The 16489-nt window shown below is 71.7% G+C and carries 12 protein-coding genes; 2 read left to right on the forward strand and 10 right to left on the reverse strand.

Annotated elements, in window-relative coordinates; genetic code table 11:
* Window positions 1-51: 51 nt before the first annotated feature.
* From ACYVK7_RS01165 to ACYVK7_RS01175, 3 genes are all read right to left on the reverse strand, one after another.
* Window positions 52-978: a carbohydrate ABC transporter permease gene (locus tag ACYVK7_RS01165; RefSeq protein ID WP_460885839.1), complete on the reverse strand. Its 927-nt coding sequence runs from the start codon at window positions 976-978 to the stop codon at window positions 52-54.
* Window positions 975-1916, reverse strand: a complete 942-nt coding sequence (locus ACYVK7_RS01170; RefSeq protein WP_460885840.1) for a carbohydrate ABC transporter permease — start codon at window positions 1914-1916, stop codon at window positions 975-977. Before ACYVK7_RS01170 ends, ACYVK7_RS01165 begins: the two co-directional genes overlap by 4 nt.
* A gap of 179 nt (window positions 1917-2095) precedes the next feature.
* Window positions 2096-3490, reverse strand: coding sequence for an ABC transporter substrate-binding protein (locus tag ACYVK7_RS01175; RefSeq protein WP_460885841.1), 1395 nt, complete (start codon window positions 3488-3490; stop codon window positions 2096-2098).
* 277 nt (window positions 3491-3767) lie between these two features.
* On the opposite strand from ACYVK7_RS01175, the gene map reads away from it, so the two are divergent.
* A complete protein-coding gene (gene map / locus ACYVK7_RS01180) occupies window positions 3768-4544 on the forward strand; it encodes a type I methionyl aminopeptidase (protein WP_460885842.1) in 777 nt (258 codons plus the stop codon).
* An 89-nt stretch (window positions 4545-4633) separates the two neighbouring features.
* Here the strand turns inward: map and ACYVK7_RS01185 are convergent, their stop codons facing one another.
* From ACYVK7_RS01185 to ACYVK7_RS01215, 7 genes are all read right to left on the reverse strand, one after another.
* On the reverse strand, window positions 4634-5485 hold the full coding sequence (locus ACYVK7_RS01185; RefSeq protein WP_460885843.1) for an HAD family hydrolase: 852 nt from the start codon (window positions 5483-5485) through the stop codon (window positions 4634-4636).
* 104 nt (window positions 5486-5589) lie between these two features.
* Window positions 5590-6393: an HAD family hydrolase gene (locus ACYVK7_RS01190; protein ID WP_460885844.1), complete on the reverse strand. Its 804-nt coding sequence runs from the start codon at window positions 6391-6393 to the stop codon at window positions 5590-5592.
* An 81-nt stretch (window positions 6394-6474) separates the two neighbouring features.
* Entirely contained in the window at window positions 6475-7746 is a 1272-nt protein-coding gene (serS, locus tag ACYVK7_RS01195) for a serine--tRNA ligase (RefSeq protein ID WP_460885845.1), read from the reverse strand.
* Window positions 7747-7756: 10 nt separating this feature from the next.
* Window positions 7757-12088: a hypothetical protein gene (locus ACYVK7_RS01200; protein ID WP_460885846.1), complete on the reverse strand. Its 4332-nt coding sequence runs from the start codon at window positions 12086-12088 to the stop codon at window positions 7757-7759.
* A gap of 26 nt (window positions 12089-12114) precedes the next feature.
* Window positions 12115-13233 carry a diacylglycerol/lipid kinase family protein gene (locus ACYVK7_RS01205; RefSeq protein ID WP_460885847.1) on the reverse strand — a complete coding sequence of 373 codons (1119 nt, stop codon included), beginning with the start codon at window positions 13231-13233 and terminating at the stop codon, window positions 12115-12117.
* Window positions 13234-13272: 39 nt separating this feature from the next.
* Complete coding sequence (locus ACYVK7_RS01210; RefSeq protein WP_460885848.1) at window positions 13273-14070, reverse strand: glycosyltransferase family 2 protein; 798 nt, start codon at window positions 14068-14070, stop codon at window positions 13273-13275.
* A gap of 195 nt (window positions 14071-14265) precedes the next feature.
* Window positions 14266-15090 (reverse strand): DUF5926 family protein, encoded by an 825-nt coding sequence (locus ACYVK7_RS01215; protein WP_460885849.1) that lies wholly within the window; start codon window positions 15088-15090, stop codon window positions 14266-14268.
* 89 nt (window positions 15091-15179) lie between these two features.
* On the opposite strand from ACYVK7_RS01215, the gene ACYVK7_RS01220 reads away from it, so the two are divergent.
* On the forward strand, window positions 15180-16487 hold the full coding sequence (locus tag ACYVK7_RS01220; protein WP_460885850.1) for a CoA transferase: 1308 nt from the start codon (window positions 15180-15182) through the stop codon (window positions 16485-16487).
* Window positions 16488-16489: the final 2 nt, after the last annotated feature.

The raw sequence follows: 16489 nt of genomic DNA on the forward strand, positions 1-16489 counted from the left end.
TACTTCGCCACCCGACTACCTCGCCACAGGACTACCTCGGCGTGATGAGGGTCAGCCCTTCACGGAACCGGCCAGCAGGCCACGCACGAAGTAGCGCTGCAGTGCCAGGAACACGATCAGCGGCACCACGATGGAGATGAACGCACCGGCCGACAGCACGTGCCAGTCGCCGCCGCGCGAGCCCGCCATCTCGGCCACGCGCACCGTCAGCGGGAACGTGTTGTTGCCGCCCATGACGAGCGCGACCAGCAGGTCGTTCCACACCCACAGGAACTGGAAGATGCCGAACGCCGCGATGGCCGGCGTGAGCAGGGGAAGGATCACCGAGAAGAAGATCTTCACGTGCCCCGCGCCGTCCACCCGGGCCGCCTCGACGAGCGAGGACGGGATGTCCCGCATGAAGTTGTGCAGCAGGAAGATCGCCAGCGGCAGCGCGAACATCGAGTGCGACAGCCAGATGGGCCAGAACGTGCCGTTGACCCCGGTGTCCACGTACGCGGACAGCAGCGGGATGAGCGTGATCTGGATGGGGACGATCTGCAGGGCGAACACCGCGACGAACAGGATGTCGCGCCCCTTGAAGTCGATCCACGCGAACGCGTAGGCCGCGAGCAGGGCCAGGGTGATCGGGATGAACACCGCGGGCAGCGTGATCACGAACGAGTTGACGAAGTAGTCGATCAGGTTGGTCGAGCTGTCGAACAACGCCGACTCGTAGTTGCGCAGCGTGAACACGCCCTCGCCCGCGAACGCGTCACCGAAGACCGTCCACCAGCCGCTGCGCCGGATGTCGAGCTCTGGTCGGAAGGACGTGACCAGCAGCCCGAAGGTCGGCACCGTCCAGATGATCGCGATGATGACGGCGATCGCGCTCGCCCACGGAGAGGTGAGCCTCTTCTTCGCCGTGCGCGCCCGCTCGTTGACGGTCGACGGCGTCGGGGTGGCCTGGGGAGCCACGGCCGGCTGTGTGGTACTCATCGGACCTCCTCAGCCAGGCGCATCTGGCGCACGTTGTAGATGATCACCGGGATGACGATGACGAACAGCAGGACGGCGAGCGCGGCACCGAATCCGGCGTTGTTCTGCCGGAAGCTCTGCTCGTAGAACTCGTTCGCCACGACCGAGGTGCCGTACCGGCCCGCGGTCATGGTGCGGACGATGTCGAAGACCTTGAGGGTCGTCATCGCGATGGTGGTCAGCACGACGACCAGCGCCGGGCGGATGCTCGGGATGGTGATGCGCCAGAACATGCCCCAGCCCGACAGCCCGTCCAGTCGCGCCGCCTCGACGATGTCCGTGGGGATCGCGCGGATCGACGCGGAGAGCAGGGTCATCGAGAACCCGGTCTGGATCCAGATGAGCACCACCATGAGCAGGAAGGTGTTGCCCGGCCGCTCCAGCAGGAACTGGACGGGTGAGCCGCCCATCCAGACGATGAGCTGGTTCAGCAGACCGGTCTGCTCGATGCCCGGCTGGTCCGGCTTGAACTCGTAGACGAAGCGCCAGATGATGCTCGCGCCGACCATGGAGATGGCCATGGGCAGGAACACGAGGGCCTTCGCGAACTTCTCGAAGCGGCTGTGGTCCACCACCACCGCGTAGACCAGGCCGATGAACGTGGCCAGGGCCGGTGCGACCAGGACCCAGAGGGCGGTGTTCCCGAGGACGAGCAGGAACGCCGGCTCGCTGAAGGCCCTGACGTAGTTGTCGAAGCCGATGAACTCGGAACCGTTCCGGTTCTGGAACGAGTTCACGATGGTCCCTGCGGCCGGGTAGAGCAGACCGAGCGTGAGGAGGATCAGCGCCGGCAGGACGAACCCACCTGCGACGAACCACTTCGACGGGTTCCGTCGCCGGTCCACCACGAAGAGGATCAGGGCCATCACCGCGATGAACAGCGCGATCGAGATGATCATCAGCAAGAACTTGTGTACCGGGTCATCCCCGGCATTCAGAAGCCAGTCCATGGATCCTCCAGATCCTGGTTGTCGGCTCCGGTCGTCATGGCCGGGCCGAGCCCCCGGCCCGGGGCCCACAGAGGCGCGGGACCGAAGTCCCGCGCCTCCACGCGTCGCTCAGGGCCGAGAACTGTGGGTCAGTTCTTGGGCCAGGAGTTCTCGATGGTGTCCGTGACCTCCTGGCTGCTGGCATCCGAGGCGAACCACTCGGTGATGCCTGCCCAGAACGAACCCGTGCCGACCTCGGACGGCATCAGGTCGGACGCGTCGAAGCGAGCGACCGTCGCCGGGTCGGCCAGGATCTCCGCGGACAGCTTGTCGAACTCCGTGGCGAGCAGCTCCTGGTCCAGCCCGTTGTTCGCGCTCACCCAGCCGCCGGCCGGCGTCGCCGCCGCCTTGGCGTTGGCCCAGTCCGAGCTCGACAGGTAGGTCTGGAAGGCGACGACCTCGGGACGATCCGCGAAGGCACCGATGAACTCGCCGGCCACCAGGGTCGGGCGCTCGTCCGCACTCATGGACGGCAGGTAGAACGCGTAGACGTCACCGTCGGGCGCGACCTCCGTGCCCTCGGGCCACTGCGTCTGGTAGAAGTTCGCGGCACGGTGCATCCAGCAGCTGCCCTCGAGGATCGGGAAGCCCGCGTCCGTCCAGGGTGCCGTGGCGATCGAGTCGACGCCGCCCAGGCCGCCGTTCACGTAGTCCGGGTTCTTGAGGATCTCGCCCGCCGTGTCCCACGCCTCGACGATCTGCGGGTCGTTGAACGGGATCTCGTGCGAGTACCACTGGTCGTAGACCTCGGGCCCGGCGGTGCGGAGCACCACGTCCTCGATCCAGTCGGTACCCGGCCAGCCGGTCGCGTCACCGGACTCGACGCCGGCGCACCACGGGATGGCGTCGGTGGCGGCGATCTCCTCGGTGAGAGCCATCATGTCGTCCCAGGTCTCCGGGACCTCGTAACCCGCCTCCTCGAACATCGAGGGCGAGTACCAGACGTAGGACTTCACGTTCGAGCCCAGCGGGGCCGCGTAGAACGTGCCGTCGACGGTGCCGTACTCCTTCCAGTCCTCGGACCAGAACTCGTCGACGTTCGCCTCGACCTGCTCCGGGGCAGGGAGCACGGCGTCGTACTGCGTTACCAGGGTGTTCAGCAGGCCGGGCTGCGGCAGGATCGCGATGTCCGGCGGGTTGCCCGCCTGGACGCGGACGGGGAGCTGGGCCTCCATCTCACGCGACGCCTCGTACTCGATCGTGGCGCCCGTGCAGTTCTCGAAGGGCTTGTAGGAGGCCCTCTGCGTCTCCGCCTCCGGCTCGACGATCGTCGTGTACACCGTGACCGTCGTGCCCTCGAGGTCACCGAACTCCTCGTACGCGGCGCAGTCGATCTCGAAGCCGCCTTCGGCCGAGCCGCCGCCGTCCCCGCCGTCACCCCCGCCGTCGCCGGTGTCAGCACAGGCCGACAGGATCAGTGCCAGGCTCGCGCCGGCCGCCGCAAGGGCGACTGTGCGACGCCGGGAAGCCATCCGGATAGTCATCTCGTGCTCCTCCACTGCTTCGTGGGCCCATGACCCTCTGACGTGCGGGTACGGCCCGGCCGACTGCCAGGTTGCCCTCCCTCAACGCAACCGTGGTTCACGGTCCAATGCAAGCCCATACAGCATCGCCTTGCATTACGAAACCGTTGCAATCACCCGGGCGGCCCAAGGCGGGTGAAACCCCGGGTTGTCCGCACGCAAGGTACCGGATCGTCCGTGGGTGGCGGGACGTAGGCTTATGCCGCCAGATCACTGGTGCCCCTACGGAAGGACGGACATGATCGAGCTGAGGACGCCCCGTGAGATCGAGGAGATGCGCCCGGCGGGACGCTTCGTCGCGGACGTGCTGCTCGCCGTGCGTGCCGCCGCCGGGGTGGGGGTGAACCTGCTCGAGCTCGACGAGGTCGCGCACAAGATGATCCGCGACCGCGGCGCGGAGTCGTGCTACATCGACTACCACCCGTCGTTCGGCGCCATGCCCTTCGGCAAGACCCTCTGCACCTCGGTGAACGACGGCGTGCTGCACGGCCTGCCGTTCGACTACAAGCTCCAGGACGGCGACCTGCTGTCCATCGACTTCGCCGCGTCCGTCGACGGCTGGGTCTCCGACTCCGCGCTGTCGTTCGTGGTGGGGACGTCCGCCCCGGAGCGCGCCGAGGCGGACGCGAAGCTGATCCGCACGACCGAGGTCGCGCTCGACGCCGGCATCGCGGCCGCCCAGCCGGGCAAGAAGGTCGGCGACATCTCGGCGGCGATCGCGGAGGTGGCGCACGCCGCCGGGTACTCGATCAACACCGACTTCGGCGGGCACGGCGTGGGACGAACCATGCACGGCGACCCGCACGTGCCGAACAACGGGCGCGCCGGCCGGGGCTTCCCGCTCAAGCCGGGCCTGGTCATCGCCGTCGAGCCGTGGTTCCTCGAGACCACCGACGAGATCTACACGGACGCCGACGGCTGGACGCTGCGCTCGGTGGACGGGTCCCGCGGCGCCCACTCGGAGCACACGATCGCGATCACCGAGGACGGCCCGCTGATCCTGACGGCCCGCTGACGCCCCCTGCCGAGGTAGTCATCTGGCGAGGTAGTCACGTACGCCGCTGCTGCATGACTACCTCGCCACGTGACTACCTCGGCGGGGGGTCAGAGGAGGGTCTTCAGCGCCTGGATCACGCCGTGCTGCGCGATGTCGCCGACGGTCTCGTTCGCGATCGCCTTCACCGCGTCGGGCGCGTGCCCCATCGCGACGGCGCGGGCGGCCCAGCTCAGCATCTCGATGTCGTTCAGGCCGTCACCGACGGCGAAGGTGTTGTGCTGCGGCACGCCGAGCGCGGTGCGGATGTTCTCCAGCGACGTCGCCTTGCTCAGGTGCCGCGGCGTCACGTCGATCCAGTCCGCCGACGCCTGCGTGGCGGTGACGCCGTGCCGGCGCAGCGGCTCGAGCAGGTCCAGGACGCCCGTGCCCCGCAGGATCGCACGCGATGCGGGCAGCGCGCCCAGCCCGTCGACCGCCACGACCCGCTGGGCACCGTTGACCTCGTGGGGCTCGAACGTCCGGTTCACGCGGTAGCCCACGCCGATCTCCTCGACGCCGATCTGCACGTCCGGGAAGCGGCTCAGCGCCATCTGGGCCACCGGCCCGACGTCGAACGTGAGCACGTCCTCCAGCATGTAGCCGTTGGTGCAGGTGTCGCACAGACGCGCCGTCACGGCGCCGTTCGAGGCGACCACCCAGCCGTCGGTGATGCCCAGCTCCTTGGCCACCGGCAGGATCCCCGTCAACGACCGACCCGACGCCAGGACCACGTGATGCTTCCGGCCGCGCACGAGCTGCACCGCGAGAACCGTCTGCTCGGGCACGCGCTGACCGGTGACCAGCAGGGTCCCGTCGATGTCGAGGGCGACCAGATGAGGCGCGTCGTTGCGCACTCGCATGGACACCGGTTGGTCGTCCAGGATCATCACGTACCCCCATGGCACTGTGAGCGCCGTCACCCGTCGACGGATCGCGCCCAAATGTACAGGCATTCGGCGGGCGATCCATACCTTTGCACGGATAGATTTTCACCCACGGCGTCACCCGTTGGCTATTTTTACCCTCAAAGCAGGGATCTGAGCACTTCTACAACACCGTCGTCGTCGATCGAGCCGGTCACTTCGTCCGCCGCGGACCGCACCGTCTGAGAGGCGTGGCCCATGGCCACACCTCGCCCGGCCCAGCGCAGCATGTCGATGTCGTTGCTGCCGTCGCCCACGGCGACGGTGTCCTCGGCCGCGATGCCGAGCTCCTTGCGCACGTCCTCCAGGGCGGACGCCTTCGTCACGCCGTGCGGCGCGATATCCATCCAGGCGGACCAGCCGACGGCGTAGGTGACGTCGTCGAACCCGAGTCGTGCGGCGATCTCGTGGAACTCCGCGCTGGTCTCACCAGGGCTGCGCACCACCACGCGCGTGACGTGGCCTGCCCAGAGCTCCTCGAAGTCGACCACCCGGTGCTCCCCGTTGAGCTCCCCGTCCGGGAAGAGCTCGGTCATGCGGAAGCCTACGCCCACATCCTCGACCGCGTAGCGCGCGTGCGGAAGTTCCTGCTTGAGCATGCGCAGCACGGGCTGCGGGTCGAACGTCTCGACCCGCTCCAGGGTGTAACCCGTCGGGGCCGCCGCATCGAGGCGCGCGGTGACCGCCCCGTTCGACGCGACGATCCATGCCTCCTCGATCTTCAGGTCGGTCGCGATGGGCGTCATCGCGATCAGCGACCTGCCCGAGGCCAGCACCACGTGGTGCCCTGCTGCCCGGACCGCGGCCACAGCGTCTCGGGCGGCATCGGAGAGCACTCCGTCATAGGTGACGAGCGTGCCGTCGATGTCGAGGGCTACGAGCTTGCGATCGATGTTGCTGGGCACACGGGCAGCCTACCGACCCGCACATGAACACGGATCGACCACCAGCCCGAGATCGCCCGAATGTCAGGTGAGCACCCCTGGTTACCTGAGGGGTTCCAGGAGCTCCTGACCGCCCAGGTAGGGGCGGAGGGCCTCCGGGACGTACACCGAGCCGTCCGGCTGCTGGTGGTTCTCCAGGAGGGCGACGATCCAGCGCGTCGTGCCGAGCGTGCCGTTCAGGGTCGCGACGTTCCGCGTCGAGCCGTCCTCGGTCCGCTCGCGCACACCGAGGCGGCGCGCCTGGAACGTGGTGCAGTTCGACGTCGAGGTCAGCTCCAGCCAGCGCTCCTGCGTCGGCAGCCACGCCTCGCAGTCGAACTTCCGCGCCGCCGACGACCCCAGGTCTCCCGCGGCCGTGTCGATGACGCGGTAGGGCAGCTCGACCTTGGCCATCATGGCCTCTTCCCAGCCCAGCAGCCGCTGGTGCTCCGCCTCCGCGTCCTCCGGGGCGCAGTAGCTGAACATCTCGACCTTGTGGAACTGGTGCACGCGGATGATCCCGCGCGTGTCGCGGCCCGCCGAACCGGCCTCGCGGCGATAGCAGGCGCTCCAGCCGGCATAACGCATGGGCCCGTCGGACAGGTCGACGATCTCGTCGCTGTGGTAGCCGGCGAGGGCCACCTCGGAGGTGCCGACCAGGTACAGGTCGTCCTTCTCGAGGCGGTAGACCTCGTCGGCGTGGGCGCCGAGGAAGCCCGTACCCCGCATGGTCTCCGGCTTGACGAGGGTCGGCGTGATCATGGGCGTGAAGCCCTCCTGCACCGCCTGGTCCATCGCCATGTTGAGCAGCGCCAGCTCCAGGCGGGCACCGATCCCGGTGAGGAAGTAGAACCGCGCCCCGGAGACCTTGGCGCCGCGCTTGGTGTCGATGGCGCGCAGGCCCTCGCCCAGCTCCAGGTGGTCCTTCGGCTCGAAGCCCTCTGCCGCGAAGTCGCGGCGTTCGCCCACCTGCTTGAGCTCGATGTAGTCGTCCTCGCCGCCCGCGGGCGCGCCCTCGATCACGTTCGAGATCGAGTACAGCACGCGGTCGAGCTCCTGCTCGGCCTCCGTCGCGGCGGCCTGGTGGCTCTTGACGTCCTGGGCGAGCTGCTTGGTGTGCGCCAGCAGCGCCTGCTTCTCGTCGCCCGTGGCCTGAGCCACCTTCTTGCCCAGGGACTTCTGCTCGGCGCGCAGGCTCTCGAACTCCGCCAGGGAGGAGCGCCGGCGCGCGTCGGCGTCGAGTGCCACGTCCACGAGGTCGGGGTCGTCGCCGCGGGCCACCTGGCTCGCGCGGACGACGTCTGGGTTGTCGCGCAGAAGTCGGAGATCGATCACGGGGGTGAGCCTATCGGGGCTGTCCTGGCGGTGTGGTGCGCAGCGCGACCATCGTGAGGAGCGGCACGGCCGGGATGAGCGCGATCATCGCGATCCGGAGGCCGAAGTCGTTCACCAGGGAGCCCAGGACGGCCACCGCCCACATCGCGACCAGGGCCGGGCGCAGGAACTGCCAGCGCTCCTGCGCGCGCAGGAGCCAGCCCGGGGTCAGCCGCTCCCGCCACGCCGCCGGGCCGTACAGGGCCAGCCCGACCAGCACGAGCACGAGCACCGTGGTCCAGACCGCGGGTCCGCCGGTGATCGAGTTCAGCGCGTACAGGGCCTTGCGCAGCACCGTCGACACGGCCTCGCCGTCGATCACCTCGCCGACGAACCGACCGAGGTGCGAGCGGTCCTCGGGCGGCCGCAGCCAGTCCAGGACCCCGACCAGCGCCACCACACCGACACCGGCCGCGCCCACCCACAGGAACCTCCAGAAGGTGAGCCGTAGCCCGGAGGCCGCCATGCCGATCACCACGAACGCCGGGACCAGCACCAGCCCGCCGCCCAGATCCGCACCGAGGGTCGGCCACACGACGATCGCCATCGCGATCACGCCCACCCCGGTCACGGCGATGGCGGCCAGCACCCGCCGCCCGCGGGTCACGAGAAGCTGGGCGAGCGCCGCCGCCAGCACGATCGCCGCCACCGCGTACACGGAGAACGTGGGGTTGCCGAAGCCGTAGAAGCGCGCGCCGAACGTCGGGGCCGACCCGAGCGGCGCCGCCCGGTTCAGGGGAGTGCCGAACAACGCGTCCATCGTGAGCGCGACGAACGTGATGCCTGCGACCACACCGGGGGCAGCCCACAGGGGCCGTCGCGGGGCGAGCAGGCTGAGCCCGCTCACCGCCGCCGTCACGAGTGCCGTGGCGCCCACGATGGCGAGGCCCGGCAGGTCGAACCGCCACCAGCCCGTCAGCGAGGCGAGAAACCCGCCGGCCGGGAGCGCGGCCAGCGCGGTGGCCGCGACCTCGGCGGCGCGGCGCCACCTGGCGGGTACGTCACCGAGCCCCCGAGCCTTGTGCCGGCGCAGCACCCACCAGCACGTGGCGGCCAACGCGAGGCCCAGCCAGAACGGCACGTCGACGAGCCAGATGTACGCGTCGCGGCGCACATGGTCGCGGGCGGTCATGTCCGCGAGCTCGTCGGCGGTGAGCCAGGCCGAGGCCGGACGCTCGCCGCCGCGGACCAGCGGCGTCGCGTCGATGTCGGCAGGCAGGTCCACGGCGACGGCGTCGAGCACCGCGGCCGGGATGTCCATCAGGCGCGCCACCCCCTCGGTCCGGGTCGCCGTGCTCGCCAGGTAGCGCGGCAGCCCCTCGTTCGCAGCGGAGGGGCGCATCATCGCGAGGCCCAGCTCGAGTGCGTGCTCCGGTACCGTCGCGACGTCGACGACCAGCACGGTCGTGTCCGCGGGTGCGGCGTCGAGCACGCGCCACACGGCGAGGTCGACGTCGGAGACGAGGTCGGCGCGGAGCGCCTCGACCTGCTCCCTGCCGTCCGGCTCCTTCTCCAGCGCCGCCCGCTGCTCGACGTCCAGCAGCGCGGAACCCGCGTCCACGAACGTGACCGGGCAGTCCCACGCGCCGGAACCCTGCGCCACCGCGGTGTCGAAGTCGTAGTACCGCCCCACGCTGCCGTCACGCTCGGCGAGCGCCACCGCGGCGCCAGGGCCGACGGCCGTCGCGCACTCGTCGGCGAGCGCCGTACCGAGCGTGCCGGGGTGCGCGGCGTAGCCGGACCCGCGCTGCAGCTCGACGAACCGGTCCCACTGGTCCACGACGGCGGGCCGGTCGCCCGTGGCCGGGGTCACGGAGATCTCGTCGCAGATCCAGTGGTTGTCCGCGTCCCGCTCGTCGGCCACCTCGGCGAGCCTGCCCGCCGACAGGCTGAGCCAGCCGCTGTCCGGGCAGCGCGCCGCACGGCCGTTCGGCAGCGTGAGGCCCGCGGCGTCCGCGCCTCCGGCCAGGAGGCCGTACAGCGTCGGTGCGGGTGCCGTGCCGGTGTCGAGGGACGGCTGGACGTCGGTCCAGCGCATGCCCTGGGTGCCGATCACCACGACACTGCCACCCGGCGGCACGACGGGGTCCGCGGCGCTGAGCGAGCCCGACTCCTCGCCCGCCGCGTCGGCGCCGGGCGCAGGCAGCACCGCCGCGGCGAACAGGAGGCTGAGCAGCAGCGCCCCGGACAGGGCCAGCACGGCGGACGGCACGCCACGCACCGGCTCCGTGCGCCTGCCGGCGGCCCGGGGCCGCCGCGCGTCCCCGGTGCGCGACGCGGAGACCTCGCGGGCAGCGGAAGGCCGCCAGCCACGGGCGTCGAGGAACCGGGTGACCAGGTCGGACCGGACGGCGAGCAGCGCGACGAGTGCGAAGGGCACGAACAGCAGCAGCCCGCGGAGGCGGTCGCCGAGGAACGGCGCGGCGTCCACACCGATCGTCACGAGCGCGACGGCCGCGACGACGCAGGCCGCGAGCCACACCGGGCGGGCGGCACGCTGGGTGACGTGACCACGCGCGCCCGGGCCCAGCGGGTCGGCGCCTGCCGGTGCACGGCCGCGCACCACGTAGGCCGCGAGACCGGCGGCGAGCGCGAGCCCGGCGGTGGCGTAGAGCAGGAAGGCCACGTCGGAGAAGCCGTAGAAGCGGTCGGCGGTGGCCAGCGAGGAGCCCAGCAACGAGCCCTGCAGCAGCGTGAAGCCGGTGACCCCGTCGACGGTGAGCACCAGCCACGTCACGCCCGCCGCCGCGACGGTGTTGCGCCACGGAGCCGGGGGCAGCAGACCGGACAGACCACGCACGGCGAGCGCCACGAGGACCGTCGCGACCGTCAGGGAGAGTGCCAGGCCGAACTCGGGCGCCGGCCAGACCCACCACCTCGTGAGGGTCGCCAGGAGCGCCGCGGCGGGGGCCGAGACGGCGAGGAGCATCGCGCTCAGCGCGAGCCGCCGGCGGTACGGGCCAGGGTCCCTGCGCGGCCTTCCCGTGCGTCGCGGCAGGAGGAGCACCAGAGCGGCGACCAGCAGGAACAGCACGATCGCGCCGGCGAACGCGGGCGCCTGCGCGGGGATCGTGCCCGCCAGCACGTTGATGTACTGCCGGTTCTCGACGGTGCGGGCGACCGTGGTCCGGCGCGGCTCGCCCACCTCGATCGGCATACCGTCGATCGTCGGCTCCTGGACCGCCGGACCGGGATCGGGCTCCTCCGCCCCCGGGTCCGGCAGTGCCCCGCCGGCCTCCGCCGCCGTAGCGGTCAGGTCGGTGAGCTGGACGAAACCGGTGCTGCGCGACGCGTCCGACGTCAGCCACCGCACGCGCGGCACGTCGACCACCCAGTCGACGACGACCTGCAGCCCCTGCTGGGTGAGCGGGGTGTCCGCGATACCTGCGACGAGCACCCGGGTGCCGTCCGGCAGCCCGGTCCGCAGGCTGCTGAGGGTGCCGTCGAGCGCGTCGAGCGCGTCGGCTCGCTCCGGGCCCTCGGGCAGGCTGCCCGCGTCGACGACGGTCACCGGGCACTCGGCGAGAACGTCGCTCCAGGCGGGCTCTCCCGACCCTTCGCCCGATCCGGTGGGCTCCGCGGGCCCTGCCTCCCGCAGCGCGTCGATCGAGGGGACGTACCGCCCGACCGTCCCGTCCTCGCGAGCGAGCATCACGGCCGCACCGGGCCCGACCGCCGTCGAGCAGGTGTCCGCCTCCGCGAGCATCTCGCCGAGAAGGCCGGGCGCCGGCACCTCCGCGGGGATGACCTGTTCCTCTGTCTCCTCCGGCTCCTCGTCCTCCTGCTCGGGGAGCTGGGCCCAGCCGTCCACGGTCGCGGGGGCCGGCTCTGCCCCGACGGCCCCGACGGTGCGGGGCACCGGTGTGCACGACGTCGCCCCGCGCGCCTCGCGCGGCCGGCCGTCCTCGGGCTCGGGGGCGTCCGCGCGCTCCGCGCTGCCCGCCGAGACCGTCCGGGTGCCCGCCGAGAGGGTGAGCCAGGCGTCCAGCGGGCAGGTGGCCGGTGCCGCGGTGCGGACGTTGATCGAGGCGACCGAGCCACCGCCGATCATGTGCCACAGGTTCGGGGTGGTGCTGCGGGACACGTCGGTCCAGCGCAGCCCGGCCACGCCCACCACCACGACCGGGGCGGCGGGTTCCGCGGCCGACGCCGCGTCGGACCCCGCGGCGGGCTCCGCGCCCGCGGCGAGGCCGCCCCTCGGCGCCGCCGACGCCGCCGTCGGAACCAGCAGACCGAGCAGCGCCGCCACGAGCATGACCAGGACTGCGGGCACGGCCAGAGCTCGTGTGGAACGGGGATTCACCCGCCCAGGGTAGATGGCCAGCGGGGTCACGGTGCACGGACCAGCAGCGCGCCCGGCTGGACGTGCACGTCGATCTCGACGGCCCGCCCCAGGGGGTCGCCGTCGACCTGTGCCTCTTCACCCGCCGGCACCCGGATGCGCGCGCGCCTGGCCTTGGTGTGGTCGATGCGGCCGAGCTTCTCGGGCAGATCGTTGCGCACACCCACGCCCTGCATGGCGATCTCGAGGGTCAGCTGGGCCCAGCCGAGCACCCCGCCGCGCACGTCGACGGCCGCCACGTCGAGCACGCCGTCGTCGAGCACCGCGTCGGGCAGCAGGGTGACGCCGCCGGGGAGCATCCCGCAGTTGCCGACCATGATCGACCGGGCGCGCGCCTCCACCGGCGGGCTGTCGTCGAGCTGCAGGTGCGCACGCATGCGCCGGGCCTGCATGTGCGACAGTCCGGCGACGAAGTAGGCGACCCAGCCCACCCGCTTCTTCAGGTCGGCGTCGGCGGTGGCCACCATCGCCGCGTCGAAGCCGAGACCCGCGATCACCAGGAAGATGTGCTCGCGCTCCGTGTCGGGCTCGTGGTCGGGCTGGTTGGGGTGGTCCCCGTTGCGGGGCGTGTCGGCGAACTCGGCGACCCGCAGCCAGCCGACGTCGATCGCGCGGGTCCGGCCGTGCACGATCACGTCGAGGGCGCCGACCACGCTGGTCAGCGGCAGCTCGAGGTTACGGGCCAGGAGGTTGCCGGTACCGACGGGCAGCACGCCCATCGGCTTGTCCGACTCCACCATGACCTCGGCGACGGCCCGGACTGTTCCGTCGCCGCCCGCCGCGATCACGATGTCGGCGCCGTCGGCGAGCGCCCGCTGGGCCTGGCCCTTGCCCGGGTCGTCCACCGTGGTCTCGTACCAGAGGGGCTCAGGGAGGCCCTGGGCGCTGCAGTGGGCACGGACCTGGGCCAGCAGGCCGCCGGCGCCCTGCTTGGACGGGTTCACGACCACCGCGAGCCGCGGTGCGGCCTGCACGGCCTGGGGAGCCGCCGTGCGGTGGTCCCTGCGCCGCATGCGCGCCTGCTGCGTCCAGACTCCGGTGGCGACGGCGAGCGCCAGCAGAGCGACGACGATCGCGGCGATCCCGAGCCAGACCTGCCACCCCATGGGATCAGGGTACGGGGCAGGAGCTGAGGCATCGGCCCATCAGCTACGGACGTTCGAGCCCGCGTGCCGCACCGCGTCCACCGCTCCGCGCATCTTGCGGGCGTTCACGGCCAGCAGCACGTCCCGGTACTGGGCCGCGCGGTGGATCTGACCCTTGATGTCGTTCGCCGAGGCCCGGTGCTTGAGGTCGCACGGCACCTCGACGGCGACGTAGCCCTTGCGCAGCAGGTCGATCGTCATGCCGGTCTCGACGCCCCAGCCGCGGGCGAGCGGAGTGGCTGCCTCGAACGCCTCGCGGGTGAGGCAGCGCATCCCGGACAGCGGCTGCGACGGGCTCCATCCCGTCATCGCCTCGATCGCCCTGCGGGCGGCGCCCACCACGACGCCGCGTCCGCCCGCGCCGGCCTGCTTCGGTAGCAGCGCGATCGCGAGATCGGCCACGCCCTCGCGGACGGGGCGTACGAGAGGCGCGGTGTTCACGGCCGTGTCGCCGAGGTCGCCGTCGATGAACATGAGGAGGCGCGGGGGGCGGCCGTCGGCGTCGCGCATGGCCACGACCGCGGCGCCCGTCTCCATCGCCGCTGCCTTGCCGCGGTTGTGCGAGTGGCGCACGACGACGGCGCCGGCGGCACGCGCGACGTGCTGCGTGTCGTCCTCGGAGCCGTCGTCGACCACGAGCACGAGGTCGACATGGGGAATCGCGCGCGCAGAGCGCACGGTGGCGGCAATGCGGTCGGCCTCGTCCTTCGCCGGGATCACTGCCGCAACCCGTTGGACGTTCTTGCCTGCCTGAGCATTGCCGGGACGCGTGGTCTTCGCGACCGGGAGAGCGTTCACACCTGTCCTGCCTGAAGCGTCGATTTGCCTTGGTGGGTGGCCGGATAGTCCTTTGCTTGGCGAGTGCAAAGGTTTACCCCTGGAATCCTACCCCCTTGGTCCGCTAGTTGCCGAAACCTGGACCACTCGTGGCGATCCTCGGTGACTGCCGACGCGTTCCGGGCCGCTCGCGCACGCCCGGCCGGGGTGTCCGGACTAGCGCAGGGTGACCTGCCGAGAGACGATACCTGCTCTTGCGCGTCGCTCGTTCGCATCAAGCGGCTCCTTGATGGAAAGTGCTTTCGCGAGCTTCTCACCGAGCTCCGTCGCCGGGCCCTCCAGATCCGCCGCCTCGGTGCCCTTCGGCAGCTCCCAGACGGGGACGACCAGCCCGGACGCGCGAAACGCTCCCACGAACTTCCCACCCGCGAGCCCTGACTCGCGCTTTGCGTGCAGGCGAGAGAGTGCGTCGATGAGGTCGTCCTCCGGCTCGGGACGAGCCCAGCGGAGGAACTCGCGGGTCATGCTGCACCAGTACGCCGACTCGACCGAGGAGACCTTGACCGTCGGGATCGCGCCGTCCGCCGCGTCCTCGAGGCTCTCCTTGATCTCCGGCGTGACGTCGGCGCTCGGATCGAGCCAGAAGTCGAACGTCTCGTGCACCGTGACGTCGAACGGGACGGTCAGGTCCAGGACGTCCTGGAGGCGCGGGCCCTCACCCGGCAGCTCGCCCGGCTCGACGGCTGTGCCCGGCTCGAGCTCGAGCACCTCGAGCAGGGCCGCCGCGAGGTCGCGGCTCACGTCCCCCGAACCGAGGATGCCCTGCACGGCGAGCAGGATCGCGCCGTCGGCACGGTGCAGCGCCGTCCAGGCGCCCGGCAGCAACGTCACCACCGTGACGTCGCGGGAGCCGTACTCGGCGGTCGTGCGAGCCGTCGCGGTCGCTGACGGGACGATCTCGCGCATCGCGACCCAGTCGGTCTCTCCGGGGAGACCTTCGAAGGGCCGGAGCACGAAGTCGGAGGAGGGGTTCTTGGCCATGCGGCGAGTGTATCCGCGCGCATGGGCGCGAATCTGTCCGGCCGGTGATGTTTTTGGGAGCGGTCGGTCAGCGTGCGCATGATGAACGCGTGGAACCCTGGCTCGCCGCCCACCTGCCCGTCCTCGATCTCGCGCTCGACGCCGTCCGCGCGGTCGAGCGCGCCGCCGCGCGGACCCGCGGAGACGGGACGGAGCCGGCCCCGCCCGACCTCGCCCGGCTCGCCGCGGCCTTCTCCTCCGACCGGCTCCTCGCGCTCGACGGACAGCCCGTCGTCGGGTTCGCCCAGCTGTCCGGCTTCTTCGCCACCGCGGACGGCTGGGTCCGCACCCACGCGAACTACCCCCACCACCGGTCGCGCCTCACCGCGCTGGCCGGCCTGCCCGGCGACGTCGGCAGGACCGCCTTCGCCCACCGCCTCGCGGAGCTGCCGGCGCAGGAGCTCGAGGACCGGGCGGCCGACGCCGGGGCGGTCGTCGCCCGCGTCCGCACCGAGCGGGAGTGGCGGGCGTCGGAGCCCGGGCGCGCGGCGGCGTCGAGCCCGCTGGTGGGGACGGTGCCACGGGCGGACCGGACGACGGGAGCCGGGCGACGTTCGCCCACGAGCCGACGGCGGCACCCTGAGCCCGCCCCTGCCGCGCCGCTGACCGGCGTGCTGACCGGCGTGCGCGTGCTCGACCTGACCCGCGTGATCGCCGGCCCCGTGGCCACGCGCACGCTCGCACTGCTCGGGGCGGACGTGCTCCGTGTCGATCCGCCCGACCCGGCGGAGATCGAGTGGCAGCACCTCGACACGGGGCAGGGCAAGCGCAGCACCGTGCTGAACCTCCGCGCCGCGCACGACCGCCGCACCGCACAGGAGCTGCTGGACGCCGCCGACGTGCTGGTCACCGGCTACCGGCCCGGCGCCGTCGAGTCGCTCGGGCTACGGGTGCCGGCCGGTGTGGTCACCGGCAGGGTGTCCGCCTGGGGTGACACCGGGCCGTGGGCCCGGCGGCGGGGGTTCGACTCGATCGTGCAGGCGGCCAGCGGCATCGCACTGCTGGAGGGCCACGACGGGACGCCCGGCGCGCTGCCGGCGCAGGCCCTCGACCACGCCTCCGGGTATCTGCTCGCCGCCGGGATCGTCGACGCGCTCGCTCTCGGGGAGAGAGGTTTCGGCCTCGACGTGTCGGTGTCGCTCGCGCGCACCGCCACCTGGCTGCTGGACCTGCCCGGGCGCGACCCGCTGCACCCTCCCGCAGCGCGGCCGACGGACGGGGCCGTGACGCACGGGCGCGTCACCACCGCGCGGCCGGCCCTCCCCGGATACGACGACTACGGGCACCCGGCGCACCCGTGGGGCGCCGACGCCCCCGCCTGGCGGCCCGACCCGATGGCGACGCACCCCCAGCCGTGAGC

This window comes from Promicromonospora xylanilytica (assembly GCF_054782895.1).

Bases quoted from the DNA above. Each gene is read 5' to 3' on its own strand.
- ACYVK7_RS01215 (WP_460885849.1), bottom strand. From the start codon at position 15,090: ATGGCCAAGAACCCCTCCTCCGACTTCGTGCTCCGGCCCTTCGAAGGT.
- ACYVK7_RS01175 (WP_460885841.1), bottom strand. From the start codon at position 3,490: ATGACTATCCGGATGGCTTCCCGGCGTCGCACAGTCGCCCTTGCGGCG.
- ACYVK7_RS01170 (WP_460885840.1), bottom strand. From the start codon at position 1,916: ATGATCATCTCGATCGCGCTGTTCATCGCGGTGATGGCCCTGATCCTC.
- map (WP_460885842.1), top strand. From the start codon at position 3,768: ATGATCGAGCTGAGGACGCCCCGTGAGATCGAGGAGATGCGCCCGGCG.
- ACYVK7_RS01205 (WP_460885847.1), bottom strand. From the start codon at position 13,233: ATGGGGTGGCAGGTCTGGCTCGGGATCGCCGCGATCGTCGTCGCTCTG.
- ACYVK7_RS01165 (WP_460885839.1), bottom strand. From the start codon at position 978: ATGAGTACCACACAGCCGGCCGTGGCTCCCCAGGCCACCCCGACGCCG.